The following is a 23,290-nucleotide window of genomic DNA, read 5'->3' as shown; positions in this document are numbered from 1 at the left end:
ACGCAGCGTAGAACAAGATAGGCGTTATCAATGCAAGGGGCCGTTTGCTGCTGAGTCTGCAGATCCTGCAGGTCTTTTATCGGTCATAGGCAAAGGCACCAAGGTCGCGACCGTCAACGCATCATCGCCGAAATACTTTTGCGCCACCGACTGCACCTGTTGCGGCGTCACCGCCCGCAAGCGTTCAATGATCAGATCGATATCCTTGTACGACAGACCGGACATTTCCATCGCGCCGATTTCCATCGCTTGACCGAATACTGAATCGCGCTTGTAGACCTGACCTGCAATCAATTGCGTTTTGACACGCTTCAATTCGGCTTCAGATACACCGTCGGTCGCAATACGCGTCACTTCAGCCCGCAATTGCTTTTCTAGTTGCTCAGTTGTATTGCCCGCAGCCGGCGAACCATCCAGCAAGAACATCACAGGTCCACGCGCGACGCCAGAATACGAAGCGCCAACTTCATTCGCGACGCGATCTGTGCGCACCAGCTTGGCCGTTAAACGCGCATTGTCATAGCCATCCAAAACGGCTGCCAACACATCAAGCGCGAATGCATCGTCATCTTTTTTTACGTCATGCAAGGCTGGCACCTTGAATGCCAATACGACATAGGGATTTTCTGCCGGGGCCTTAACGGTTACGCGTTTGATGCCGAGTTGCGGCGGCTCGTTTTGTGGTCGCGTGCGTGTGAAGGCTCGGCCAACATTACGGCCAAAGTATTTTTCGGCCAACGCAAAAACCTGTTTGGCATCGACGTCACCGGATACAACCATCGTCGCGTTATTCGGCACATACCAGGCGTCATGCCAGGCTTTCACGTCAGCGACAGTCATGTTCTGCAAATCGTCCATCCAGCCTATGACAGGATTACGATATGGATGTGCGGCGTAGGCAGTTGCCGTCAACGCTTCCTGCACCATCGCGATCGGCTGGTCGTCGGTGCGCAGGCGGCGCTCTTCCATCACGACGCGGATTTCTTTTGCGAATTCATTCTTGTCGAATTGCAAATTGACCATGCGATCGGCTTCCAGCGCCATCACGGCTTCGAGCTTGGATTTTTCGATTTGCTGGAAATAAGCGGTGTAATCCTTGCTGGTAAATGCGTTTTCACGTCCGCCCAGTTGTGCGACACGCTGGCTGAACTCACCTACTTTCAGCTTCTTGGTGCCTTTGAACATCATGTGTTCCAGCGCATGCGCCACGCCTGTCGTGCCGTTGCGCTCGTCGACCGCACCGACCCGATACCAGATCATGTGCGCCACGGTAGGCGCTCTATGATCTTCGTTGACGATGATCTTCATCCCGTTTTTCAACGTAAATTCTTCAGTTTGTGCGGCCTGGGCAAATGACGATGCCAAAATAATCGATCCTGCCAACAGCATTACTCTCATTGTTCTAATACGCAATTTGATAGCCTTCGCTCTGATAGAATACGTCGATTGTATCCGCTTGCCTGCAATACACCGGCAAGCGCCTGTGACCGCTGTTCTGACACCATTCCCGATGTTTAGTTTCTTCAAGAAAAAACCGCAAGAACCTGCACCGCAAGCGAACGCGCCTGTAACGCCAGCTCCAACTCTCGGACAAGAAGCACCTGTCGCAGTTGCAACACCAGCTGAAATCGTTGCCGCCGTTACGCCGATAGAGCAAAAACAATCGTGGGTAGCACGACTGAAAGTCGGACTTTCCAAAACATCATCTAATTTGACGACACTCTTCGTCGGCGCAAAAATCGGCGATGAATTGTATGAAGAACTGGAATCAGCCTTATTGATGTCGGATGCAGGTGTCGATGCCACGCAATTTCTGCTCGACGAACTCAAGCGCAAGGTCAAGAACGAAAAACTGACCGAGGCCGCGCAAGTCAAATCCGCATTGCGCAGCCTGTTGCTCGACATGCTGACGCCGCTGCAAAAGCCGCTGGTACTTGAGCAGCATCAGCCGCTGGTCATCATGATCACCGGCGTCAATGGCGCGGGCAAAACCACCACTATCGGCAAACTCGCCAAACATTTGCAGACGCACGGCCAATCCGTTTTGCTAGCGGCCGGCGATACCTTCCGCGCTGCGGCACGCGAACAATTAACAGTCTGGGGCCAACGCAATAACGTAACCGTGATCGCGCAGGAATCCGGTGATCCGGCCGCCGTCGCATTCGATGCGGTGCATTCTGCACAGGCGCGCGGCACCAATGTTGTGATGGTCGACACGGCTGGACGACTGCCTACGCAATTGCATTTGATGGAAGAATTAAAGAAAATCAAACGCGTCACCGCCAAAGGCATGGCGTCTGCTCCGCATGAAATTTTGCTGGTCATCGACGGCAACACCGGGCAAAACGCACTGACGCAGGTCAAAGTCTTTGATGATGCACTGGGTCTGACAGGTTTGGTCGTCACCAAGCTGGATGGCACTGCAAAAGGTGGTGTGTTGGCAGCGATTGCACGCGCACGACCGATCCCGGTTTACTTTATCGGCGTCGGCGAACAGATAGAAGATCTGCAGCCATTCAATGCGCAGGAATTTGTAGAAGCACTCTTGGGATAACGCGACATCGATGATTGAATTTCGCCAGGTTTCAAAAAAATATACGCAAAACGTCACTGCGCTGTCCGACATCACATTGTCGGTCAACAAGGGCGAGCTGGTTTTTCTGGCCGGCCCTTCGGGCGCCGGTAAATCCACGCTATTGAAAATGATAGCTGCGATGGAAAGACCGACGGAAGGTACCGTCATCGTCAGCGGTCACGATATCGGTCGCATCAAAAATTCTGGCCTGCCTTATCTGCGTCGCAATCTCGGTTTGATTTTCCAGCAACAACGCTTGCTGTCGGATCGCAATGTTTTGGCGAATGTGATGTTGCCACTGATCGTGTGCGGCGCTTCGCGCTCGGATGCTGAGCGACGCGCGCGTGCTGCGCTGGACAAGGTTGGCTTGCTCGACAAGGCCAGCTCTGCACCGCAAACATTATCCGGTGGCGAACAACAGCGTGTGTCGATTGCCCGTGCCATCGTTAACCGCCCGCAAATCATTCTGGCGGATGAACCGACTGCCAATCTGGATAGAGAAAGTGCCAACAAGGTACTCGACGCATTGAAAGCTTTCCATGCGGTCGGCGTGACCTGCCTGATTTCCACCCATGACGAACAATTTCTCGATACGGCAACCCGCGTGATTTATCTCGATCATGGCAAGATCATCGAAAGCTGGCGCAGAACCACTCCGCAGGTGATGGCATGAATAGCTGGTTCAGACAACATCGCTTCGCACTAGGCGATGCATTCCGCCATTTGTTCAAGACACCGGGCAATTTTTTACTGAATGTATTGGTCGTATCGATCGCACTGGCATTGCCATTTGCCGGTCTGACACTGATTGAAAACGTCAGACCTGTATCCGAACAGTTAGCGGTAGAACCGGAAATCAGTGTCTTCATGCAGATGGATGCATCACGTGACCGCGCTACCGCGCTCGCGCCGGAAATCAAACGTATCGCACAGGAAGCCAAGCATCCGGTCAAGCTGGAATTCATCCCGCGCGAAAAAGCACTCAGCACGCTGAAAGATAAAACCGGGCTGGAAGATGCCATCAGTACGCTAGGCGCCAATCCATTACCGGATGCCTACGTCGTCAAAATGACAGGCTTCCAGAACGATGACGACGCAAAAAAGATCAAGAAAATCACTGAAAAACTTCAGGCTTTGAGCGGCGTTGAATCTGTGCAAATCGATTCAGCCTGGGTCGAGCGTCTGGCAGCGCTACTGCAAGTCATGCGGCTGGTCTTGCTATTCCTCGCTGCAACTTTGGGTGTGGTGGTGGTTGCTGTAGTGTTCAACACGATACGTTTGCAAGTCATGACGCAACGCGAGGAAATCGAAGTCTCGCGCCTGGTTGGTGCCACCGATTCTTTTATCTGCCGGCCTTTTTATTACACGGGCGCCTTGCTCGGCTTGATCGCCGGCGCTATCGCCTTGATCGCAGTTGCGATTGCCCTGAACCCGCTCAACGCTGCGATCGCGGACTTTGCGCGGCTATACGCTTCCGAATTCCGACTTGCGCCATTGGATGCCAGCGCGACCTTGATCATGTTGGCGGCCAGCGCCTTTCTCGGCTTGCTGGGTGCCTTGTTATCAGTACAGCGCCATTTAGCGCGACTGGCTTGAACGCAGTAAACAACGCTAATGAAGATGAGCGTTGTTTCAAAGATATCAAAACATTAATGTAAGCACGCACTCGCTGCAAAAGCACGCCAATTCAATGCTTTCGAAAAAAATGTGCTTTCCGTTTGCAAGAAAATCACTTTCAAAAATCCTGCAAAAAATTGCCATTCCGACGCAACTTCATGGCGAAATTCCGCTCTAATTTTCGCAAGCTAGGATTTATCGTGATCAAAAATGCAATAGCATTTTAGCTATCGGCCTAGTATAAAACGCTCATTAGCACTCATTCTTAGAGAGTGCTAATATAGCCGTTCTAAACGATTTCGCAGGAGCAAGGCGAGTCGATTCTGAATACAAGTGAGCAAGGAGAAAGCATGAAAGCAGCATCTGCATCAACCGCAATGATTCCAGCCAGCAACATCATGGCACTGGGGTTTTCTGGCGCGCTGGGCAATATTGACGCTTACATCTCGGCGGTCAATCGCCTGCCTATGCTGACGCACGAAGAAGAAATGTCGCTGGCACGTCGCCTGCGCGACGATAACGATTTGGGCGCTGCGCAAAAGCTGGTGCTTTCGCATCTGCGCCTGGTCGTATCGATTGCACGCGGCTACCTCGGTTATGGCTTGCCACATGCGGATTTGATCCAGGAAGGCAATATCGGCTTGATGAAAGCCGTGAAACGTTTTGATCCTGATCAAGGCGTGCGTCTTGTGTCGTATTCGATGCATTGGATCAAGGCAGAAATGCATGAGTACATCCTGAAAAACTGGCGCCTGGTGAAAGTTGCGACGACGAAGGCACAACGCAAGTTGTTCTTTAATCTGCGCAGTCATAAAACCAGCCTCGATTCGATGACGCCAGATCAAGTAGATGCTTTGGCAAAAACGCTAAACGTCAAACGCGAAGAAGTCATCGAAATGGAAATGCGTTTATCCGGTCGCGATATTGCTCTGGAAGCGCCAACTGACGATGAAGACGACAAGTTTGCGCCTATCGCTTATTTGTCTTCCGATATGCAAGAGCCAACCAAGGTTTTGGAAGCGCAAAACTATGACAAACTTCAAACTGAAGGCTTGTCGACAGCGCTGGGCAAACTGGATGCGCGTTCACGTCGTATCGTGGAAGCACGCTGGTTAGCCAATGACGATGGCTCAGGCGCAACCTTGCATGAGTTGGCTGATGAGTTCGGCGTATCAGCGGAACGCATACGCCAGATCGAAGCCGTTGCATTGAAAAAAATGAAAGGTTCGCTGGCTGCTTACGCATAATCAAGCAAGTTGCAGTGAACAAAAAAGGCGCTCAATCGAGCGCCTTTTTTATGTCAGATTACTTAAACCATCAGGCTGGTTGCGCCAGCAAAATCTTCAAGTCATGCACGATAGGCTCTACACCTTGACCGTGGCGAATGAACAAGCGGATGCGTCCTTGCGGGTCGAATACATAGCTGCCTGCAGTGTGATCGACGGTGTAACTACCCGGCGTTTTACCCGGCACCTTTTGATAAAAGACTTTGAATTCCTTGGCGGTCTTTTCAGTCTCTGCCAAGTCGCCACGCAAACCCAGGAAGCGCGGATCAAATGCCGGCACGTATTGCGATAACAAAGTTGCAGTATCGCGCTCAGGATCTACCGTAATAAACAATACCTGCACCTTGTCGGCATCCGGCCCCAAGGCTTTCATTACATTGGCCATTTCCAGCATTGTCGTAGGACACACATCCGGACATTGCGTGAAGCCGAAAAACACGACAACGGCTTTACCCTTGAAGTCGGCCAGCGTACGTAACTTGCCGTTATGATCATGCAAGGAAAAGTCCTTGCCATAAGCCAGCCCGGTCACATCCGTATTATTGAAAGCAACTGGCGCAGCCTTGTCACCACATGCACTCAACGCAAGCAAAACGGTACAGACAAGCAGCAAGGAACGTAAGCGCATCTTTTTCAAAACCTTAAATAGTGGTCGACCAACAGCGCTGCAAACAGCAGCGACAAATAAATAATCGAATACGTAAACATCTTGCGCGCGATCATGTCGGTGTAATGCCGATAAACCTGCCACGCATACCAGACAAAAATCGCGTCAAGTACAGCAGCCGACACCAGATAAATCAAACCGCTCATGCCTACTGCGAACGGCAACATCGTCGTTGCTACCAAGGCTATCGTGTACAACCAGATATGGAATTGCGTGAAAGCCGTACCGTGGGTAATCGGCAGCATAGGCAAGCCGGATTTTGCATATTCATCGCGCCGATACAAGGCCAGCGCCCAGAAATGCGGCGGAGTCCAGATAAAGATAATCAAAACCAGTATCCACGCCTGCATAGGCAACTCATTTGCGACTGCAGCCCAACCGAGTGCTGGTGGCATCGCGCCAGACAAACCACCGATGACGATATTTTGCGGCGTCGCCGGCTTCAGGATGATGGTGTAAATCACGGCATAACCAACAAAGGTCGCGAAGGTCAACCACATCGTCAGCGGATTGACGAAGTTATAAAGTATCCACATACCAGCGCCGCCAATCACGCCGGAAAAAACCAGCGTCTGCGGCACGGTAATTTCGCCACGCGCCATAGGGCGTCTTGCGGTGCGCGCCATGCGTGAATCAATTTCGCGCTCGACCAGGCAATTGATCGCGAAAGCGGCGCCAGCCAAGAGCCAGATGCCGGCAGTTGCTGCGACAACAATCTTCCAGCTTGGAAGTTCAGGTGTTGCCAGGAACATGCCAATCACGGCGCAAAACACTGCAAGCTGCGTCACACGCGGCTTGGTCAGTGCCCAGTATTGGGCGATGCGATTGGGAGAAGCAGTCAGGGTTGTCATGCGTTATCTTTTGATGCGGCTGGTGATCAGATCAATATGCAAATCCATCTGCAAAACTATTTGATCTGACTCACGATTTTCTCGGGCTGGCCCGAGATTCTAGTCTTGTAGTTTAACATGACCAGCAGTAGCACAAGCAGCGCTGCACAACCGTTGTGCGCTACTGCAAGTGCGAGCGGCCATTTCAATGACACGGTGGCAATACCGATCGTGATTTGCAAAGCCAGCGCACCCAGTAAAGCACGCGCAACAGGCCGCATGCCTTCAATCTTGAGTGCCTTGCAACCCAGCCAAGCCAGATAAGCGGCCAGCACGAAAGCAAAAAATCTATGCGTCCAGTGGATTGCTGTCAGCGCAGCAAACGGCAGATATTCGCCATCCGCCGTTTTACCCAGAGTGCGCCACAAGGTAAAGCCATTGTCGAAATCCATTTGTGGAATCACTGCTCCGTGACACAAAGGAAAATCGCTGCAAGCCAGCGCCGCGTAATTGGTGCTGACCCAGCCGCCCAATGCAATTTGCAATGTCAGCAACATCAAACCTATCAATGCAGGAACTCGCAATGCCGACGCCTGCGCTGCAACCGGAGCGTGATCTTTTTGACGTGCACCTACCCAAGTCAACATCCCGAGCAAAGCCATGCCGAGCAATAAATGTATGGTGACGATGATGGGTTGCAATTTCATCGTGACGGTCCACGCACCGAACGCGCCTTGTATGCAGACAAAAACAAACAGCAGCATAGGGTAACGTGGCGAGAAGCGTTGATTGCTGCGGCCGCTCTGCAACCAGAAGCGCCATGCAATCACCATGATCGCAATGATCAGCACACCGATTCCCATCGCAAGATAGCGATGAATCATTTCAACCCATGCTTTCATCACCGTCACTGGGCCATCGGGCATCAAGGCTTCGGCGGCGCGTATATGCTCCATTGCCTGCAAAGGATTGGCATGACCGTAACAACCCGGCCAGTCAGGGCAACCAAGGCCGGAATCCGTCAACCGCGTAAAGGCGCCGAACATGATCACATCGAAGGTGAGGAATACTGTCACCCATACCAGCTTGCGGTACTTGTCCGGATCTTTCGACGACCAGACAATCACACACGCCAGCATTGCGACGAACAGTCCTTTGCTGGCCAACTGGAACAAAGTATTGGAATCAACCAATTGAAGAAGCTTTCAAAAGTTTGATTACATCTTTCTTGATCTTGTTCGGGTCTGCATCTTTAGGAAAACGCATCATCAAATTTCCCAGAGGATCGATCATGAAAATATGGTCAGACATTGTTGTCCCCTCTTCCACCGGCAACCATCCACGTACCGCATCCGCCTTCACACGTAGCATATGGGTACCGTCAAATTCGCGCATCAATATCGTATCGATCGGCTTATTGTCGGTGATCAGCCAGACGCGCTCGATGCGCTCCATTTCCTTGCCTTGCGCAAGACGTAGCTGACGAATGTCATGCAATTTCTTTTCGCAGATCGCAGGGCATTCCCCACCATCCACTTGCAGCATGATCCACTTGCCCTTGTAAGCTTCCAGTGTAATTGACTTGCCATCCAGCGTAGTCGTTCCCAGATCAGGAATCGGATAATCACGCGGATCGATAAATGCGCCGTAATTGGTACGGCTTTGCGGCTTGATCACGTAATACGTCAAGTACGACAGGATAATCGGTGATGCACAGACCAAAATCACGGCCAGTAATTTCCAGCGTCCTTTGTGTTTAGTTTTTTCCACGTCGAATTCCTGTCACAACAAAAAAAATAAAGGCCATCGCCGCCAGCGCATACCACTGGAAGGCATAACCACGATGTTTTTCCACACCGGTATATGGCAAGGGCCAGTCACGCACCAAACCATCATGAGTATCGGATAACTGTTCAAGAAAAATCGGCTGCATCGCTAATTTGCTGGAGGCTGCAAAACTCGCGATATCCAGATTTTGCACAATCGCATGAGGCTGTGGCGCATCAACAGCCCCTAATTGCATGACGTGACCGATGGACTGTCGCGCCACACCTTCAATTTCAATCGAACCCTCCGGCGTCACGATAGCCGGCAATTTGGTGCGATCAGCAACGTTGCGAGGAATCCAGCCGCGTGCGACCAAGACATATTGATTGGTCGCGGCAATCTTGAATGGCATCAGCAGATAAAAACCGGCGACACCATTGTTCGGACGATTATCCAGATAGACAGGCCACTCGCGCAAAAACTCGCCTCTGGCAATCACACGCCGAAATTCAAGATCCTCGCTATTAGGCAAGGTCGCATCCAATCGAATCGCTGGCGCAGACTGGCGCGCCTGCAGTTTCTCTGCCAGTTCAATCTTCTCCGTTGCACGTCGCGTTTGCCATTGAGCCAGCGACAATCCTATCGCCACCGCAACCGCGGCGGCGACAAATGGAATGAGCCTAAATCGGAAGGTGATTCGCATTACAATACCAATTCACTCTAACCATGCCATTGCCCCATTTCGGCTCACGCACATCGCCATGAAAATCTTTGTCGCCATCGCTTTTATCCTGATTCTCGGCAGCCTTGGCTCCGCGCTGTTTTTCCTGATGAAGGATAAAGGCAAAAGTGACCGCACGATCAAGGCACTCGCGATGCGCGTCGGCTTCTCGATCACACTGTTTCTTTTGGTTCTGCTTGCGTATCGCCTCGGTTATATCCAACCCACCGGCATACGCTAAGTTCAAGATTTCAACTGATCTTTGTATCTCACGCAAGATCAGACTTGCTCGTAAAAAAGCCGCACCGAAGTGCGGCTTTTTTACGTCTTGCTGTTTACTGATTACAGCCAGTAAACAACAACGTACAAACCAAGCCAGACCACGTCAACAAAGTGCCAATACCAGGCTGCACCTTCAAAAGCAAAATGATGGTCTGCGGTAAAGTGACCTTTCAGTACACGATACAAAACCACACTCAACATGATCGCACCCAGAGTCACATGGAAACCATGGAAGCCGGTCAGCAAAAAGAAGGTTGAACCATACACACCGGATGTCAGCTTCAGATTCAGTTCGCTGTATGCATGCATGTATTCATACACCTGAAAGCCCATGAAGACTGCGCCCAACAAGATCGTCGCTGCCAGCCAAAAAGCCGTTTTGCCGCGATGATTTTCACGCAGCGCATGATGCGAAATAGTTAATGTCACGCCCGACATCAGCAGCAAGGCGGTATTGATGGTCGGGATCCAGAACGGGCCCATGGTGGCAAACGATTCAACGGTACCGGCAGGGCCAACGTTACCCCAATGCGCGGCAAAATCAGGCCACAGAATCTTGTGATCCAGGTCGCCCAGCCAAGGCATCGTGATACTGCGCGCATAGAACAAGGCACCGAAGAACGCAGCAAAGAACATGACTTCGGAAAAAATGAACCAGCTCATGCTCCAGCGGAACGATGCATCGACACGCTGGTTGTACATGCCACCTTCGGATTCGCCGATGGCATCGCCAAACCATTTGTACAGTACGACCAGAAAGCCGAGGAGACCTACAAAAGTTGCATAAGGACCCCAGGCAGCATCATTGACCCAGCCCGATGCGCCCAGCATCATCGTCAGCAGGGAAATACCCGCGGCCACCGGCCAGCTGGACGGACCCGGCACGAAATAATAAGGCGCATTTGCGTGTGGTGCACTCATCTCCATCTCCCAATACAAAATTCAAATAGTTACGATGCAACGGCAGCTTTGACCCATGTCACAAGCGCCGCAATTCAATTCCATTTAAACCTGGCGACACGATCGTCGTCGTATTTCCGCCTTCGTATTTCTTATCCTGCGACTGCTGACTTCAACTCAACGGTCTTTTCTGGCTTGGCTATCTCAAAGAAAGTATAGGACAAGGTGATCGTCTTTACATCTTTGGGCAAGGCCGGGTCCAGATAAAATACCACCGGCATTTGCTTGGCCTGACTTGCTTCCAGCGTCTGCTGCTGAAAACAGAAACATTCGACTTTCTTGAAATGCGCTGCAGCCTCCTGTGGTGCGTAACTTGGAATTGCCTGCGCTTCTATACTGCGCTTTTGCGTATTGACCACTTCATACAGCACCTGGGTCATTTCACCCGGATGCACTTGCATGCTGTTTACCGTTGGGCGAAACCGGAATGGTCCTTGTGCATTCGCATCAAATTCAACCGTAATCGTCCTGCTTTTATCGATTTGCGAATTATCGATAGGCTTTACCTTCATCTCTTGCGAGGTCAGGATATTCACGCCAGTCAGTTCACAAATCTGCTTGTAAAGCGGCACCAGCAGATAACCAAAGCCAAACATCATTACCGCAATCACGGCAAGTTTGCCGAACATCCGGGCGTTTAATTTTCCGGTTGGCTCTATCTGATTATCCATCTCGCCCTAACTAAACCAAATACGTTTGGCAATCACGCTGAGCATGAAGGCTATTGCGACTACGGCCAGAAGCAGCCCTGTACGCAGATTACGCTTTTTTTGATCCGTCATATGAAGACAGCCTCATTGAACATGAGGCCGCCACTCCATTTACTTAACAGTCGGTGGTGTTTCAAAGGTATGGAAAGGCGCTGGGCTAGGCACAGTCCATTCCAGGCCTTCTGCACCTTCCCACGGTTTGTCAGCAGCTGGTACGCCGCCACGTATCGATGGAATCACCACCGCAAACAGGAAGTACAGCTGCATCAAGCCAAAACCCAAACCACCGATAGATGCAATCACATTGAAGTCAGTGAACTGCGCAGGGTAATCTGCATAACGACGCGGCATACCGGCCAATCCCAGGAAGTGCATAGGGAAGAAGGTAACGTTGAACAGAATCAGCGAACCCCAGAAGTGGATCTTGCCGCGTGTTTCGTTGTACATGAAACCTGTCCACTTCGGACCCCAGTAGTAGAAACCGGCGAACAGTGCGAACAAGGAACCTGCCACCAACACATAGTGGAAGTGGGCAACTACGTAGTAGGTATCCTGCAACTGGATGTCGATCGGTGTCACGGCCAGAATCAGGCCGGTGAAACCACCAATCGTGAACACGAAGATAAAGCCGATCGCGAACAGCATAGGCGTTTCAAAGGTCATCGAACCGCGCCACATGGTCGCGATCCAGTTGAAAATCTTCACGCCGGTTGGTACTGCAATCAGCATCGTTGCATACATGAAGAACAACTGCGCAGTCACCGGCATACCGGTGGTGAACATGTGATGCGCCCACACCATGAACGACAGGATCGCAATCGAAGCAGTTGCATACACCATCGATGCATAACCGAACAATTGTTTACGCGCAAAAGTTGGAATGATGTGCGACACGATACCGAACGCCGGCAGAATCATGATGTACACCTCTGGATGTCCGAAGAACCAGAAGATGTGTTGATACATGACAGGATCACCGCCGCCGGCAGCATTAAAGAACGATGTGCCGAAATGACGATCTGTCAGTGTCATCGTGATCGCACCAGCCAGAACCGGCATCACAGCGATCAGCAGGTAAGCAGTAATCAGCCAGGTCCAGCAGAACATAGGCAACTTCATCAGCGTCATGCCAGGTGCGCGCATGTTCAGGATGGTCACGATGATGTTGATCGAACCCATGATCGACGACGCACCCATGATATGCAGCGCGAAAATCGCCATATCCATGCCTGGGCCCATCTGGGTCGACAGCGGTGCGTACAAAGTCCAGCCGGCAGCAGTTGCTCCACCAGGAACCAGGAACGAGACCGCCAGCAAAATTGCGGCCGGTGGCAACAACCAGAACGAGAAGTTGTTCATCCGCGCAAACGCCATGTCGGATGCGCCGATTTGCAGCGGCACCATCCAGTTGGCGAAACCAACGAAGGCCGGCATGATGGCGCCGAACACCATCATGATGCCGTGCATCGTGGTTAGCTGATTGAAGAACTCAGGTTGCATCAATTGCAGACCAGGCTGAAACAATTCTGCGCGAATCAACATCGCCAGGAAACCGCCGGACAACAACATGGTGAAAGAAAACCACAGATACAGCGTACCGATATCTTTATGGTTGGTCGCATAGACCCAGCGGCGCCAGCCTTCTGGCGCACCGTGATGATCGTCATGCGAATGATCGTGGGCTGCGGCGTGTGAATGATCGACTGCGGTTGTGCTCATCTCAATCTCCTGATTCGATTACTTGCGCGCAGCCAGCACTTCAGCTGGTTGAACAATATTTTCCGCAGCCTTGTTGGACCAGTGATTACGGGTATAGGTAATCACCGCAGCAATTTCGGTATCCGACAGCACAGACTTCCATGAAGGCATGGCGCCCTTGCCCTCCATCACGATATGAATGTTTGCGGCTTTTGGACCAGTGACGATAGGCGAAGCATCCAGTGCCGGGAAGCTGCCTGGTACACCCTTGCCGTTTGCCTGATGGCAAGCGATACAATTTGATGTGTAAACTTTCTCGCCGCGTTGCACGAGTTCATCCACAGTCCATGTCTTGTTAGGATCGTCTGCATTCGCAGCCATTTCCTTTTTCTTGCCATCGACCCACGCCTTGTAATCTTCATTGCTGACGACGTTCACGACGATAGGCATGAACGCGTGATCCTTGCCGCACAGCTCGGCGCATTGACCGCGGTAAGTACCGATTTTTTCAGCCTTGAACCAGGTATCGCGTACAAAACCAGGAATCGCATCCTGCTTGACGCCGAACGCAGGAATCATCCACGCATGGATCACGTCATTGGCAGTCAGAACGATACGGATTTTTTTGTTGACGGGAACGACGACAGGATTGTCGACTTCGATCAAGTAGTTTTCGTTTTTAACGATTGAGGAATCGACGATCTGTTCGCGCGGCGTTGCCAGATTCGAAAGGAAGTTGATGCCCTGGCCTTCGCCATTCAGGTAGTCATAACCCCATTTCCACTGCATGCCAGTGGCTTTGATGGTGATGTCGGCATTCGACGTATCCTTCATTGCCACCACCGTTTTGGTGGCGGGAAGCGCCATGCCAATAACGATCAGGAATGGAACGATGGTCCATGCGATCTCAACTAAAGTGCTTTCGTGGAATTTGGCAGACTGGTGGCCGAGCGACTTGCGATGCTTGAGTATCGAATAAAACATCACGCCGAAGACAGCGAAAAAAATCACCAGACAGATAATCAGCATCAATGTGTGCAGCGAATAGATCTGTTCGGCGATCTGCGTCACAGGCTCGTGAAAATTGAGCTGACGTACTGCAGGTCCGCCTGGACTATCGGTCACCGCCCACGACGGCAAACCTGCCGTCAGGAGCGACGCACCGAGCATCAAAGATTGAAGGCGCTTCGCAAGTTCCATGATTTCCTCAAATGCCCAAATTAAGAATTCTGAATTAAGAATCCAGTTCACCGCCGGGCAAGACTGCCAGCCCCAGCCTCTAGCGCATTCTTTTTGGAATGCTCCTCTTGATCCATCGGGAATCAACTACACATCTGATTGTGTGCTTGCGATTCCGGCCTACTTATCATTGCACCGCACTATTCCTGCAGCTGCTTCAGTCTGACCGCTTGCTTTTATATATACGCGCACGCAAAGTCGCGCTCGCGCAAAACCGTCGAAGTATAAGTCGGAAATGACAGTGTTATCAAGTGCACAGGAATTTAGCGCTCTAAATGCTGAAAGTAAGCAACACTTCACTGCACACTACCCAAAAATACTGTAGCGCTCACTGCATTAAAGTAATGCCACTTCAGCAAGTACCCTTGCTTTCCTCTTGTCTGTTTTCTTATTTTTTTGGCAAATCAAATCGAACGATAGATTCACCGCTGGCAGTCGTGCGTGGCGCCGGCCGGAATGCATGGCCGTAAATAATTTCAAATGTCAGCGGAATCTTGCCGTCGGCATCACGGCTTTGCTCCAGCACATCTACTACGCGCTGCCACGCTTGTTTGCCAAGCAAGGCTCTGCGCCGCGTATCCAATGGGTTGCCACCAAAAGCACGGACATCGCCCATCAGTTTTTCGACCGAGCCATACGTAACAGTCAAGGTTTCCATGTCCATGACCGGCGTTGAAAAGCCGGCGCTCACCAACATATCGCCAAAATCATGCATATCCACAAACGGCAATGCATGCGGCTCACTGTCGGCTTGCGCAAACGCAGCACGCAACTCCTTGAAGGTATCAGGGCCAAAACAGGAAAACATCAACAAACCATCCTGCCGCAATACGCGACGCCATTCGGCAAATACACGATCCGGTTGCGGGTGCCAATGCAAGGCCAGATTCGACCACACCAGATCGACCGCGTTAATACCGAAAGGTAGCTGGGAAAAATTACCACATAGCAAATTCGCGCCCGATTCTCTGCCCATCCCGGCTGGTAACCATTGCTGCAGCAAACGATTCATGGATGACAAGGCTGCCGTTTGTGCAGCCTGCGCTTCCGCCAGCATGGCGGGCGACGCATCCAAACCCAGCATTGCCGCTTTCGGGAAGCGTTTTTGCAAAGTTGTCAGATCCTCGCCTTCGCCGCAACCGGCATCGAGCACACGCTCAGGCGTAATCCGGACCAAAGCCAGGCGTTCATGCATACGAGTCGCGACTTCACGACGCAGAAAATTCGATTCGACCAAGCGCGCCGGGTCATCGAACAAGGTACGCACCCGGTTTAAATCAATTGGCGCGCTCAGGCTGGAGTCAGGAAGGGAGGACACGAATAGAGAGAAGGTTCAGTGAGATAATGCCGCAAGTTTACACGCATGAAGGCTGGGTTGCGCGATGCATTATCGTTTTCTCGACTGGACTCGGCATTTCATTCGGCAGTTGCCTGCGGCGCTGCCATCGTCGTGCGCATTATGCGGAGTTAGCGGCGCAGACTCGCTTTGCCAGGATTGCAACAGTCGCTTTTTCAGCCAGCACCCACATCGCTGCTCGCAGTGCGCGTCTCCGCTAGCCTTCGCCAGCGACAAAGCCGAACGCTGCGGCAACTGCCTGAGCAATCCGCCCGCCTTTGACACCACCATCGTCGCCAGCGATTACACTGCGCCTATAGATCAATTGGTACTGGCCCTCAAATTCGGTAATCGTCTGGCCCTGGCTCCTTTATTTGCGCGCATGTTGCGAGACGCCATATTGCGTGAGCCGGCTTTCACCATGCCAACCTTGCTGGCTGCGGTGCCACTAGGCGAAAAGCGTCTGGCCGAACGCGGCTTCAATCAGGCGCTGGAAATCGCCAAACCGCTGGCACGGGCTATTGCCATCCCGCTCGCCCCTCAGTTAATAGAACGCACGCGCGACACCTTGATGCAGGCGATGTTGCCAACCGCCGAACGACATCGCAATATCCGCCACGCTTTTGCGCTACCGGCCAACGCCGTCAAATTCGTGCGCGGGCAGCACATAGGTTTGGTCGATGATGTACTGACCACAGGCGAAACCCTGAATGAAATCGCTGCCACGCTGAAGCGTCATGGCGCAGTCCGCGTCACCAATCTGGTTTTCGCACGCACACCGCATAAGTAATTGGCGACACATCAGATTAAAATGCGCCATCCGATCTGTGCACGCCCCGAACGCACAACACACTGGCGGCTTCATATTGAATTACGCCGAGGAGAATTGATTTGTTTCATGTAGTACTGGTAGAACCCGAAATCCCGCCGAACACCGGCAATATCATCCGCCTGTGCGCGAACACTGGTGCGCAATTGCATTTGATTGAGCCACTCGGCTTCCCCTTGGACGATGCCAAGATGCGCCGCGCCGGCCTCGATTACCATGACTATGCACAGATGAAGGTACATAGCGACTGGGCGGCGTTTCTCGCTTCATTTCCGGCTGAACAACCTTTGAATCCGGCACGCATGTTTGCCATGACGACACATGGCTCGACGCCGTTTGCAAATCTGGCATTTCAGCCGGGAGATATTTTTGTATTCGGCTCGGAGACCAAAGGACTGGATCCGACGCTGCGCAATTCTTTCCCTGGCGAGCAAAGAATACGTTTGCCTATGCGACCGGATAATCGCAGTCTGAATCTGTCCAACACGGTTGCCGTCGTGGTGTATGAAGCATGGCGGCAAAACGGTTTTGAAGGTGGCAGTTAATTCCATCCGGTTTTAAGCTAGGATACTCGCTGGGAATTTTCTTCGCCGTACGCAACCATTCAAGTTCCATTCAAAGGACAGCATGAACTTACGCTCACTCTCATTCATTTCTGCCGGTTTGTTAATCTGCGGCTCTGCACTCGCACATGAGTACCGCGCCGGCGACATCCTTATAGCCCATCCATATGCGCGCACAACCATGCCTGGCCAAACCAGCGGCGGCGCCTATCTCACATTGGAAAACAAGGGCAAGCAAGCTGACGCCTTGATTTCCGCGCAATCACCTGCAGCGCAGTCGGTGGAAATTCACAGCATGTCGATGACCACTGATAATGTCATGCGCATGCGCGAAGTCGGTAGCATAGAACTCAAGCCGCAAGATAAAATCGTCATGCAACCCGGCAGCGGCTATCACATCATGCTGCTGGGATTGAAAGCTCCACTCAAGGCCGGCGACAAATTGCCGCTGACGCTGACGTTCAAGAAGGCCGGGAAAGTGGAAACTTCCATTTTAGTTGAAGAAAACAAAGCTAAAAATACCGAGACCAAGCAGGAAGAACATCAACATCACTGATAGCTAGTGAGCCAAGAATCGTCAAACGTGCATGCGCAAAAAAAGGGACCTTTGATAAGGTCCCTTTTTTTATCGCGCCGGCCTGGATTACTTGGCAGGGTAGTGGCTATACACCTTGTATTTTCCATCCGCCTGAAACAACAGCACATCGTAAGCATCCGCCGGCTCACCGGCCACTTCCATGCCGGGCGATCCCATCGGCATGCCGGGCACAGCCAAACCTGCTGCTTTCGGTTTTTCTGCCAGCAAGCGCTTGATATCAGCAGCCGGCACATGCCCTTCCAGCGCGTAACCACCTATTGTTCCGGTATGGCAGCTGCCTAATGAAGACGGCACGCCCAGCTTCGTCCTATACGCGGCAGTGTTCGGCACATTCTGCGCATTCACCTTGAAGCCATTCGCGCGTAGATGATCTACCCACTGTGTACAGCAACCGCAAGTCTCACTCTTGTAAACCTGGATCACCGGCTGGCTCACCTTGGCAAAACCGATGGTCGGCATTGCGCCAAGCAAAAGTGCGGCACGTAGAAAAACACGTCTTTGCATTATTTTCTCCTGATGACTCTACATATTCACAAAAACCTGTGGCACATGCAATTCGAACAATTTCAGACAAACAAAAAGCCGCAAAAATTCTGCGGCTTTTTTACGAATGCAAAAACTGCAACCTTGCTTAGGCTGCCTGTACCGCTGCCAGACGCGTGACGATTTCCTTGCGATAGCGATTCAATTCCTGCACGGAACCGAAGGTGCGCTCGAACAGCAGCGACATATTATGCAGAATCCGATCGACAACTTTCTTTTCCCACTCGCCGTCAAACTTGATCTGACCGTCCAGCCAGCGCTCCAGCCATTCCGGATCAGGTAAACGTGATTGCACGGTGTCGTTCGGGAACAAGGATTGGTTCACATGCAGATTGGTTGGATGCAAAGGCTTTTCAGTACGACGCGCCGAAGCCATCAACACACCGATTTTTGCGAATGCAGCGCGCGCCGAATCACCCACTTCGTTCAACGCTTTTTTCATGTAGCGCAGATAAGCGCCGCCGTGGCGCGCTTCATCCTGGCTGATGATTTTGTAGATTTGCTTGATGACAGGTTCGGTGTGCCAGTCGGACGCACAGCGATACCAGTGATTCAAGCGGATTTCGCCGCAGAAGTGCATCATCAGCGTTTCCAGCGCTGGGGCAGGATCGAATTCGAAACGCACGTTGTGCAATTCCTCTTCAGTCGGCACAAACTCCGGCTTGAAGCGGCGCAGATATTCCATCAACACCAGCGAATGCTTTTGTTCTTCAAAAAACCAGACCGACATGAATGCAGAGAAGTCACTGTCGCCGCGATTGTCACGCAAGAACATTTCCGTTGCAGGCAAGGCCGACCATTCCGTAATCGCATTCATGCGTATGGTTTGTGCTTGCTCATCAGTGAGCTTGGAGCCGTCGAACTGATCCCATGGAATATCGGTTTCCATGTTCCAGCGAACCTGTTCTAAGGATTTAAACAATTCTGGGTACAACATATGCGCCTTAAAAATTGAGTTAAGTGCTTGATTCTACCAAGAAATTCGTCACTTACCCAGTAACAGTCCGGCAATTTCCTTATATAAAGCTTTATTTTCAGTGTGAAATTTCATTTTCCCTGCATTACAAAAAGCCAAATAGCTTGCTCTGCAAAAGATTAGACGCCATGCGGAACACACTTGTTTCATACAAAAGGTAAACCATTCTGCGATGAATTCAATCCGTTCCTGCACAAGCTTGCTTGCTGAAAAGCATGTCATGTAGAACAAACTTCACAGCACCCGCCATGACAAACTTGGCATCTTGATGCAAGATGCACTTATCCACATACGACAAGCAAACTCATCATGAAGAAAATAATTTCAACGATCCTGCGCTGCACCCTACTATCGAGTTTTTTCATAGGTGCACACGCATACGCACAGACATCAGCCAACGCGGCCTGCCCTGCAACATTGAACCATACTGTGCAACGTCTGCAAGATGAAGCGTCACAAAATCTTTGCCAGTACGCAGGTAAAGTCATTTTGGTCGTCAACACCGCCAGCTACTGCGGCTACACAGTGCAATACGAAGGATTGGAAAAACTGTATGCCAAGTACAAGGATCAAGGTCTGGTCGTACTGGGCTTTGCATCGAATGATTTCGGCCAGCAAGAACCTGGTGCGAACAAGGAAATCGCCGAATTTTGCAACAATACCTATGGCGTCAAATTCCCGATGTTTGCCAAAACATCGGTTATCGGCCCGAGCAGCAATCCGTTTTATCAATCATTGATGAAAGCTGGGGCGCGGCCGCCGAAATGGAATTTCCACAAGATCCTGCTCGATCGCAAGGGTAATGTAATGGCCAGTTATCCATCGAAAGTGACACCCGCCGATAAAAAACTGGTGGCCGACATTGAGCAGGCGTTGGCGCAAAGATAAACCCCTTGTCGACGCGTTGAACCATGAAATCTGCTATTCCAGGGCTGGCAAAGGGAAACAAGGCCTGCGGACCTTACAACACAGTAAGCGCGCCCATGCCATCAGCAGGCATAATGTCGAACTTGACCAGATTCATGAATAAATCTGCTGGCAGATACCACGCGCCAAGGATTATTCATGAACCAAACCGAAACTGAAAGTGATTACAGGCGAACACTCGCCTTCCTACCATGCGCATTTTGATTATTGAAGATAACGCCGATATCGTCGCGAATCTGTACGCGTTTCTAGAACCGCGCGGCTACGTGCTCGACTGCGCAGCCAACGGATACGCAGGATTCGCACTCGCGGCGCAACATGAATACGATGCCGTCATTCTCGACATCAAGATTCCAGGCATAGATGGCCTGACGCTGTGCCGCAAGATGCGCGACGAATTGCAAAACGATACGCCGGTGCTGATGCTGACCGCGCGCGACACACTGGACGACAAAGTTGCCGGTTTCGACAGCGGCGCAGACGACTATCTAGTCAAGCCGTTTTCGCTATTGGAAGTGGAAGTTCGCCTCAAGGCATTGATACGTCGCGCACGCGGCAAAAATCAGGGCACGAACTTCCTCAGCGTCGGCGATTTGGTATTCGACACCTCGACATATCAAGTCAAACGCGGCGGCATGCCGGTCACGTTGACCAAAACAGGATTCAAGATCCTGGGCTGCCTGATGAAGGAAGCGCCAAAAGTCGTTTCGCGCGAAACGCTGGAACTGGAAGTCTGGGGCGATCATCCGCCAGACAGCGATGCGCTACGCACCCACATCCACGCCTTGCGGCAGGCACTGGATAAAGCACATCCGTTTGCGATGTTGCGCACAGTTCAGGGCATAGGCTACCGCTTGGTAGGCTCGGATGAAACGACGTAGTTCATTGCGACGACGCATAGTTGTCGCCTACCTTCTTTTCGCACTCGCGATTTGTACTTTCTTTGGCGCGGTAGTCGCCGTTGCCATTGAAGGTACCGAAGATTTACTGGTAGATGAACACTTACGCAGCATTGCTGCCTGGGCATCGCCGCGCCATGCGATCGGCATGCCGGTGGAAATGCCGTCCGATGTCAGTTTTTATCACGGCGAAGATATCCCGCTTGCACTGCGCGACATGCCGCTCGGCGTCGCCAAGGAAAGCTTCGAAGGAAAAAACGTCCATCTGCTGGTCGGCGAAGATAATGCAGGCACCTATGTGGTCATCGATCGCGCCAGCGAATACAAAAACATCGAGCATGTGATTTACGCGATGGTCATAGCCGGCTTCCTCGGCTTCGTCGCGCTGTCGCTGTTTCTGGGAAGTTTTATCGCACGCGGCTTCGTCGACCCCATCGTCGAACTGGCTGCTGCAGTCAAGGACAATAACCATCCAACAGAATTACCACTACTGGACAGCAAGGATGAACTCGGCATATTAGCTCGCGCATTCGCCGCCCATACCGCAGAACTCAAGCAATTTCTGACACGCGAGCGCTTCTTTACCGGTGATGTCAGCCACGAATTACGTACTCCTCTTACCATCATCACAGGCGCGGCAGAGTTATTGGTCGAACAAACGGCGGCGCAACCGGCACTGCATGCGCCAGCAGAGCGCATCCTGCGCGCAGCCAAGGAAGCAAACGAGTGCGTTGAAATACTGCTGCAACTGGCGCGCGCGCCAGACCAGATCAATCGGCCGGAAACCTCGGTCGCAGAGGTCATTCATGCCGAAATTGCACGCTGCCAGCATTTCGTCGAGAACAAGCCGGTCACACTCAATTTTGAAGAAGGCGAAGATTTCGTCGTGACGGCACGCAAAGAGTTGCTGACAGCGGCAATCGGCAACTTGATCCGCAACGCCTGCCAATACACAGAACAAGGCTCAGTCACCGTCAAGATGATTGGGCATTCCGTTATCGTCGAAGATACTGGCCCCGGCCTGCCTGAATCCGTACAGGCGCGCCTGCAAAATAATCCTTCCGCAAAACCATTGGTGGGCTCCGCCGGCACAGGACTGGGCCTCGCTCTAGTCGTGCGCATCTGCGAATACCTAGCCGCGACGCTACATGTCGAAAATAATCCAAAAAATGGCAGTAATTTCCGAATTGTTTTTAAGACAATTTTAACGAAAATTTAACTCTATTCTCACAACTAATTAAGTTCCGCAGCGCTAATCTGCGCCTGTGCAGTGAAGCAAATTGTCTAGGCAATTCAACTTCTCCAACCGGTTTTGAGTGTTTTTTATCTTGAACCGCAGGCATTCCGTTTAAAGCGAAATGTCGCGCACATGAATACGTAGTGGCCATAAAAGATTTTTCGGGTTTTCCTGATGATCAACAACTACATGGTCGTACGTCGACCGCCACTTTGGCTTAATAAACCTTGAGGAAGACATGGAATTTATAGGAACCGCGGCATTTTGGGCCGCACTCGGCAACATCATTCTGATCAATATCGTGCTGTCCGGCGATAACGCCGTTGTGATCGCGCTGGCCGCGAAGTCGCTGCCACCGAAACAAAAGAAAATGGCTGTGATCTGGGGTAGCGCAGCAGCGATTATCCTGCGTATCGTTTTAACCATCTTTGCATTGCAACTGCTGACTCTGCCGTACCTGAAACTGATCGGTGCAGTTCTGTTGTTTTACATCGGCGTGCAATTGCTGGCCGAAGGTGACGGCGAAGAAGATATCGAAGGCCATTCCAACCTGTGGGGCGCAATCAAAACCATTCTGGTTGCCGATCTGGTCATGAGTCTCGATAACGTGCTCGGCGTCGCTGCTGCGGCCAATGGCAATGTCACCTTGTTGGTGATCGGTCTGGCAATCAGCGTTCCGTTGATCGTGTTCGGTAGCGCAATCGTGCTGAAATTGATGGAAAAATTCCCTATCATCATCACCTTGGGCGCGGCATTGCTTGGTTATCTGGCTGGCGAAATGTTGTTCTCGGATCCTATCGTTACCCCATGGATCGCCACCAACATTCCACACCACGAACTCGCATTGTTCGGCCATAGCCACCTGAGCATTCCAGGCCTGATTCTGGCAATTGGCGTCGTCATAGTTGGCACTTACCTGAGCAAACGTAACAACCACGCTGCTGCAGCGTAATGTAAATAAGCTTTAGAGTGATGCTCAACGGCGGTCACTCTACAGTTGCTAAAAAGGGCGAACCGGTCATGCCGGTTC

26 protein-coding genes are annotated in these 23,290 nt (G+C 51.7%); 12 read left to right on the top strand and 14 right to left on the bottom strand.

The genetic code is table 11. The annotated features are described in order from the left end of the window. Positions 1 to 27: 27 nt before the first annotated feature. Complete coding sequence (locus Hfont_RS03335) at positions 28 to 1,389, bottom strand: M16 family metallopeptidase (RefSeq protein WP_162845855.1); 1,362 nt, start codon at positions 1,387 to 1,389, stop codon at positions 28 to 30. A 121-nt stretch (positions 1,390 to 1,510) separates the two neighbouring features. On the opposite strand from Hfont_RS03335, the gene ftsY reads away from it, so the two are divergent. The 4 genes from ftsY (at position 1,511) to rpoH (ending at position 5,439) form a co-directional block, all read left to right on the top strand. Further along, complete coding sequence (gene ftsY / locus Hfont_RS03330) at positions 1,511 to 2,554, top strand: signal recognition particle-docking protein FtsY (RefSeq protein ID WP_112990793.1); 1,044 nt, start codon at positions 1,511 to 1,513, stop codon at positions 2,552 to 2,554. Positions 2,555 to 2,564: 10 nt separating this feature from the next. After that, the gene (locus tag Hfont_RS03325) at positions 2,565 to 3,248 is read left to right on the top strand and encodes a cell division ATP-binding protein FtsE (protein WP_112990792.1); all 684 of its coding nucleotides are present in this window, start codon (positions 2,565 to 2,567) and stop codon (positions 3,246 to 3,248) included. Next, positions 3,245 to 4,171, top strand: coding sequence for a permease-like cell division protein FtsX (ftsX, locus tag Hfont_RS03320; RefSeq protein WP_112990791.1), 927 nt, complete (start codon positions 3,245 to 3,247; stop codon positions 4,169 to 4,171). Before Hfont_RS03325 ends, ftsX begins: the two co-directional genes overlap by 4 nt. A 371-nt stretch (positions 4,172 to 4,542) precedes the next feature. After that, complete coding sequence (gene rpoH, locus Hfont_RS03315) at positions 4,543 to 5,439, top strand: RNA polymerase sigma factor RpoH (protein ID WP_112990790.1); 897 nt, start codon at positions 4,543 to 4,545, stop codon at positions 5,437 to 5,439. A 70-nt stretch (positions 5,440 to 5,509) separates the two neighbouring features. Here rpoH and Hfont_RS03310 read toward each other — a convergent pair whose 3' ends face one another. Genes Hfont_RS03310 through Hfont_RS03290 form a run of 5 tightly spaced genes read right to left on the bottom strand, consistent with a single transcriptional unit; the run spans position 5,510 to position 9,445 of the window. Next, positions 5,510 to 6,106 (bottom strand): SCO family protein, encoded by a 597-nt coding sequence (locus tag Hfont_RS03310; RefSeq protein ID WP_112990789.1) that lies wholly within the window; start codon positions 6,104 to 6,106, stop codon positions 5,510 to 5,512. A gap of 5 nt (positions 6,107 to 6,111) precedes the next feature. Beyond that, on the bottom strand, positions 6,112 to 6,996 hold the full coding sequence (cyoE, locus tag Hfont_RS03305) for a heme o synthase (protein WP_112990788.1): 885 nt from the start codon (positions 6,994 to 6,996) through the stop codon (positions 6,112 to 6,114). A gap of 56 nt (positions 6,997 to 7,052) precedes the next feature. Next, positions 7,053 to 8,114: a COX15/CtaA family protein gene (locus Hfont_RS03300; protein ID WP_112991678.1), complete on the bottom strand. Its 1,062-nt coding sequence runs from the start codon at positions 8,112 to 8,114 to the stop codon at positions 7,053 to 7,055. A 46-nt stretch (positions 8,115 to 8,160) separates the two neighbouring features. Next, positions 8,161 to 8,745, bottom strand: a complete 585-nt coding sequence (locus Hfont_RS03295) for an SCO family protein (RefSeq protein ID WP_112990787.1) — start codon at positions 8,743 to 8,745, stop codon at positions 8,161 to 8,163. After that, positions 8,732 to 9,445: an SURF1 family protein gene (locus tag Hfont_RS03290; protein ID WP_112990786.1), complete on the bottom strand. Its 714-nt coding sequence runs from the start codon at positions 9,443 to 9,445 to the stop codon at positions 8,732 to 8,734. Before Hfont_RS03290 ends, Hfont_RS03295 begins: the two co-directional genes overlap by 14 nt. Before the next feature lie 58 nt (positions 9,446 to 9,503). Between Hfont_RS03290 and Hfont_RS03285 the strand changes: the two genes are divergently transcribed. Beyond that, positions 9,504 to 9,704 (top strand): twin transmembrane helix small protein, encoded by a 201-nt coding sequence (locus tag Hfont_RS03285; RefSeq protein WP_112990785.1) that lies wholly within the window; start codon positions 9,504 to 9,506, stop codon positions 9,702 to 9,704. Positions 9,705 to 9,805: 101 nt separating this feature from the next. On the opposite strand, the gene Hfont_RS03280 is transcribed toward Hfont_RS03285, so the two are convergent. From Hfont_RS03280 to Hfont_RS03260, 6 genes are all read right to left on the bottom strand, one after another. Next, a complete protein-coding gene (locus Hfont_RS03280) occupies positions 9,806 to 10,666 on the bottom strand; it encodes a cytochrome c oxidase subunit 3 (protein WP_112990784.1) in 861 nt (286 codons plus the stop codon). 131 nt (positions 10,667 to 10,797) lie between these two features. Further along, positions 10,798 to 11,376, bottom strand: a complete 579-nt coding sequence (locus tag Hfont_RS03275) for a cytochrome c oxidase assembly protein (protein WP_112990783.1) — start codon at positions 11,374 to 11,376, stop codon at positions 10,798 to 10,800. 6 nt (positions 11,377 to 11,382) lie between these two features. Continuing rightward, positions 11,383 to 11,487 (bottom strand): cytochrome oxidase small assembly protein, encoded by a 105-nt coding sequence (locus Hfont_RS15170; protein ID WP_211338188.1) that lies wholly within the window; start codon positions 11,485 to 11,487, stop codon positions 11,383 to 11,385. Positions 11,488 to 11,526: 39 nt separating this feature from the next. After that, the gene (ctaD, locus tag Hfont_RS03270) at positions 11,527 to 13,134 is read right to left on the bottom strand and encodes a cytochrome c oxidase subunit I (protein ID WP_112990782.1); all 1,608 of its coding nucleotides are present in this window, start codon (positions 13,132 to 13,134) and stop codon (positions 11,527 to 11,529) included. An 18-nt stretch (positions 13,135 to 13,152) separates the two neighbouring features. Next, positions 13,153 to 14,313 carry a cytochrome c oxidase subunit II gene (coxB, locus tag Hfont_RS03265; RefSeq protein WP_112990781.1) on the bottom strand — a complete coding sequence of 387 codons (1,161 nt, stop codon included), beginning with the start codon at positions 14,311 to 14,313 and terminating at the stop codon, positions 13,153 to 13,155. A gap of 427 nt (positions 14,314 to 14,740) precedes the next feature. Beyond that, positions 14,741 to 15,670, bottom strand: coding sequence for a methyltransferase domain-containing protein (locus Hfont_RS03260; protein ID WP_112990780.1), 930 nt, complete (start codon positions 15,668 to 15,670; stop codon positions 14,741 to 14,743). 64 nt (positions 15,671 to 15,734) lie between these two features. On the opposite strand from Hfont_RS03260, the gene Hfont_RS03255 reads away from it, so the two are divergent. From Hfont_RS03255 to Hfont_RS03245, 3 genes are all read left to right on the top strand, one after another. Continuing rightward, entirely contained in the window at positions 15,735 to 16,478 is a 744-nt protein-coding gene (locus tag Hfont_RS03255; protein WP_112990779.1) for a ComF family protein, read from the top strand. A 101-nt stretch (positions 16,479 to 16,579) separates the two neighbouring features. Beyond that, positions 16,580 to 17,062, top strand: coding sequence for a tRNA (uridine(34)/cytosine(34)/5-carboxymethylaminomethyluridine(34)-2'-O)-methyltransferase TrmL (gene trmL, locus Hfont_RS03250; RefSeq protein WP_112990778.1), 483 nt, complete (start codon positions 16,580 to 16,582; stop codon positions 17,060 to 17,062). Positions 17,063 to 17,144: 82 nt separating this feature from the next. Then, complete coding sequence (locus tag Hfont_RS03245; protein WP_112990777.1) at positions 17,145 to 17,636, top strand: copper chaperone PCu(A)C; 492 nt, start codon at positions 17,145 to 17,147, stop codon at positions 17,634 to 17,636. A gap of 87 nt (positions 17,637 to 17,723) precedes the next feature. Here Hfont_RS03245 and Hfont_RS03240 read toward each other — a convergent pair whose 3' ends face one another. Both Hfont_RS03240 and Hfont_RS03235 read right to left on the bottom strand, forming a co-directional pair. After that, the gene (locus Hfont_RS03240; RefSeq protein WP_112990776.1) at positions 17,724 to 18,182 is read right to left on the bottom strand and encodes a DUF411 domain-containing protein; all 459 of its coding nucleotides are present in this window, start codon (positions 18,180 to 18,182) and stop codon (positions 17,724 to 17,726) included. Positions 18,183 to 18,309: 127 nt separating this feature from the next. Beyond that, positions 18,310 to 19,158 (bottom strand): ferritin family protein, encoded by an 849-nt coding sequence (locus Hfont_RS03235; protein ID WP_112990775.1) that lies wholly within the window; start codon positions 19,156 to 19,158, stop codon positions 18,310 to 18,312. 348 nt (positions 19,159 to 19,506) lie between these two features. Here Hfont_RS03235 and Hfont_RS03230 point away from each other — a divergent pair, with 348 nt between their 5' ends. The 4 genes from Hfont_RS03230 to Hfont_RS03215 all read left to right on the top strand — a co-directional run bounded on the left by Hfont_RS03230 (position 19,507) and on the right by Hfont_RS03215 (position 23,212). Then, a complete protein-coding gene (locus Hfont_RS03230) occupies positions 19,507 to 20,085 on the top strand; it encodes a glutathione peroxidase (protein WP_112990774.1) in 579 nt (192 codons plus the stop codon). A 230-nt stretch (positions 20,086 to 20,315) separates the two neighbouring features. Continuing rightward, complete coding sequence (locus Hfont_RS03225; protein WP_112990773.1) at positions 20,316 to 21,005, top strand: response regulator transcription factor; 690 nt, start codon at positions 20,316 to 20,318, stop codon at positions 21,003 to 21,005. Then, a complete protein-coding gene (locus tag Hfont_RS03220; RefSeq protein WP_112990772.1) occupies positions 20,992 to 22,242 on the top strand; it encodes a sensor histidine kinase in 1,251 nt (416 codons plus the stop codon). The genes Hfont_RS03225 and Hfont_RS03220 overlap by 14 nt, the downstream gene beginning before the upstream one ends. A gap of 256 nt (positions 22,243 to 22,498) precedes the next feature. Further along, complete coding sequence (locus Hfont_RS03215) at positions 22,499 to 23,212, top strand: TerC family protein (RefSeq protein ID WP_112990771.1); 714 nt, start codon at positions 22,499 to 22,501, stop codon at positions 23,210 to 23,212. Positions 23,213 to 23,290: the final 78 nt, after the last annotated feature.

Source organism: Herminiimonas fonticola, from assembly GCF_003293745.1.
Taxonomy (GTDB): Bacteria; Pseudomonadota; Gammaproteobacteria; order Burkholderiales; family Burkholderiaceae_D; genus Oxalicibacterium; species Oxalicibacterium fonticola.
This window is presented reverse-complemented; position numbering and strand designations above follow the sequence as displayed.

Excerpts from the sequence above, each read along its gene's own strand:
- Hfont_RS03335 (WP_162845855.1), bottom strand. The coding sequence starts at position 1,389 with ATGCTGTTGGCAGGATCGATTATTTTGGCATCGTCATTTGCCCAGGCC.
- ftsY (WP_112990793.1), top strand. The coding sequence starts at position 1,511 with ATGTTTAGTTTCTTCAAGAAAAAACCGCAAGAACCTGCACCGCAAGCG.
- Hfont_RS03325 (WP_112990792.1), top strand. The coding sequence starts at position 2,565 with ATGATTGAATTTCGCCAGGTTTCAAAAAAATATACGCAAAACGTCACT.
- ftsX (WP_112990791.1), top strand. The coding sequence starts at position 3,245 with ATGAATAGCTGGTTCAGACAACATCGCTTCGCACTAGGCGATGCATTC.
- rpoH (WP_112990790.1), top strand. The coding sequence starts at position 4,543 with ATGAAAGCAGCATCTGCATCAACCGCAATGATTCCAGCCAGCAACATC.
- Hfont_RS03310 (WP_112990789.1), bottom strand. The coding sequence starts at position 6,106 with ATGCGCTTACGTTCCTTGCTGCTTGTCTGTACCGTTTTGCTTGCGTTG.
- cyoE (WP_112990788.1), bottom strand. The coding sequence starts at position 6,996 with ATGACAACCCTGACTGCTTCTCCCAATCGCATCGCCCAATACTGGGCA.
- Hfont_RS03300 (WP_112991678.1), bottom strand. The coding sequence starts at position 8,114 with ATGCTGGCGTGTGTGATTGTCTGGTCGTCGAAAGATCCGGACAAGTAC.
- Hfont_RS03290 (WP_112990786.1), bottom strand. The coding sequence starts at position 9,445 with ATGCGAATCACCTTCCGATTTAGGCTCATTCCATTTGTCGCCGCCGCG.
- Hfont_RS03285 (WP_112990785.1), top strand. The coding sequence starts at position 9,504 with ATGAAAATCTTTGTCGCCATCGCTTTTATCCTGATTCTCGGCAGCCTT.
- Hfont_RS03280 (WP_112990784.1), bottom strand. The coding sequence starts at position 10,666 with ATGAGTGCACCACACGCAAATGCGCCTTATTATTTCGTGCCGGGTCCG.
- Hfont_RS03275 (WP_112990783.1), bottom strand. The coding sequence starts at position 11,376 with ATGGATAATCAGATAGAGCCAACCGGAAAATTAAACGCCCGGATGTTC.
- Hfont_RS15170 (WP_211338188.1), bottom strand. The coding sequence starts at position 11,487 with ATGACGGATCAAAAAAAGCGTAATCTGCGTACAGGGCTGCTTCTGGCC.
- ctaD (WP_112990782.1), bottom strand. The coding sequence starts at position 13,134 with ATGAGCACAACCGCAGTCGATCATTCACACGCCGCAGCCCACGATCAT.
- coxB (WP_112990781.1), bottom strand. The coding sequence starts at position 14,313 with ATGGAACTTGCGAAGCGCCTTCAATCTTTGATGCTCGGTGCGTCGCTC.
- Hfont_RS03255 (WP_112990779.1), top strand. The coding sequence starts at position 15,735 with ATGCATTATCGTTTTCTCGACTGGACTCGGCATTTCATTCGGCAGTTG.
- Hfont_RS03245 (WP_112990777.1), top strand. The coding sequence starts at position 17,145 with ATGAACTTACGCTCACTCTCATTCATTTCTGCCGGTTTGTTAATCTGC.
- Hfont_RS03240 (WP_112990776.1), bottom strand. The coding sequence starts at position 18,182 with ATGCAAAGACGTGTTTTTCTACGTGCCGCACTTTTGCTTGGCGCAATG.
- Hfont_RS03235 (WP_112990775.1), bottom strand. The coding sequence starts at position 19,158 with ATGTTGTACCCAGAATTGTTTAAATCCTTAGAACAGGTTCGCTGGAAC.
- Hfont_RS03230 (WP_112990774.1), top strand. The coding sequence starts at position 19,507 with ATGAAGAAAATAATTTCAACGATCCTGCGCTGCACCCTACTATCGAGT.
- Hfont_RS03225 (WP_112990773.1), top strand. The coding sequence starts at position 20,316 with ATGCGCATTTTGATTATTGAAGATAACGCCGATATCGTCGCGAATCTG.
- Hfont_RS03220 (WP_112990772.1), top strand. The coding sequence starts at position 20,992 with ATGAAACGACGTAGTTCATTGCGACGACGCATAGTTGTCGCCTACCTT.
- Hfont_RS03215 (WP_112990771.1), top strand. The coding sequence starts at position 22,499 with ATGGAATTTATAGGAACCGCGGCATTTTGGGCCGCACTCGGCAACATC.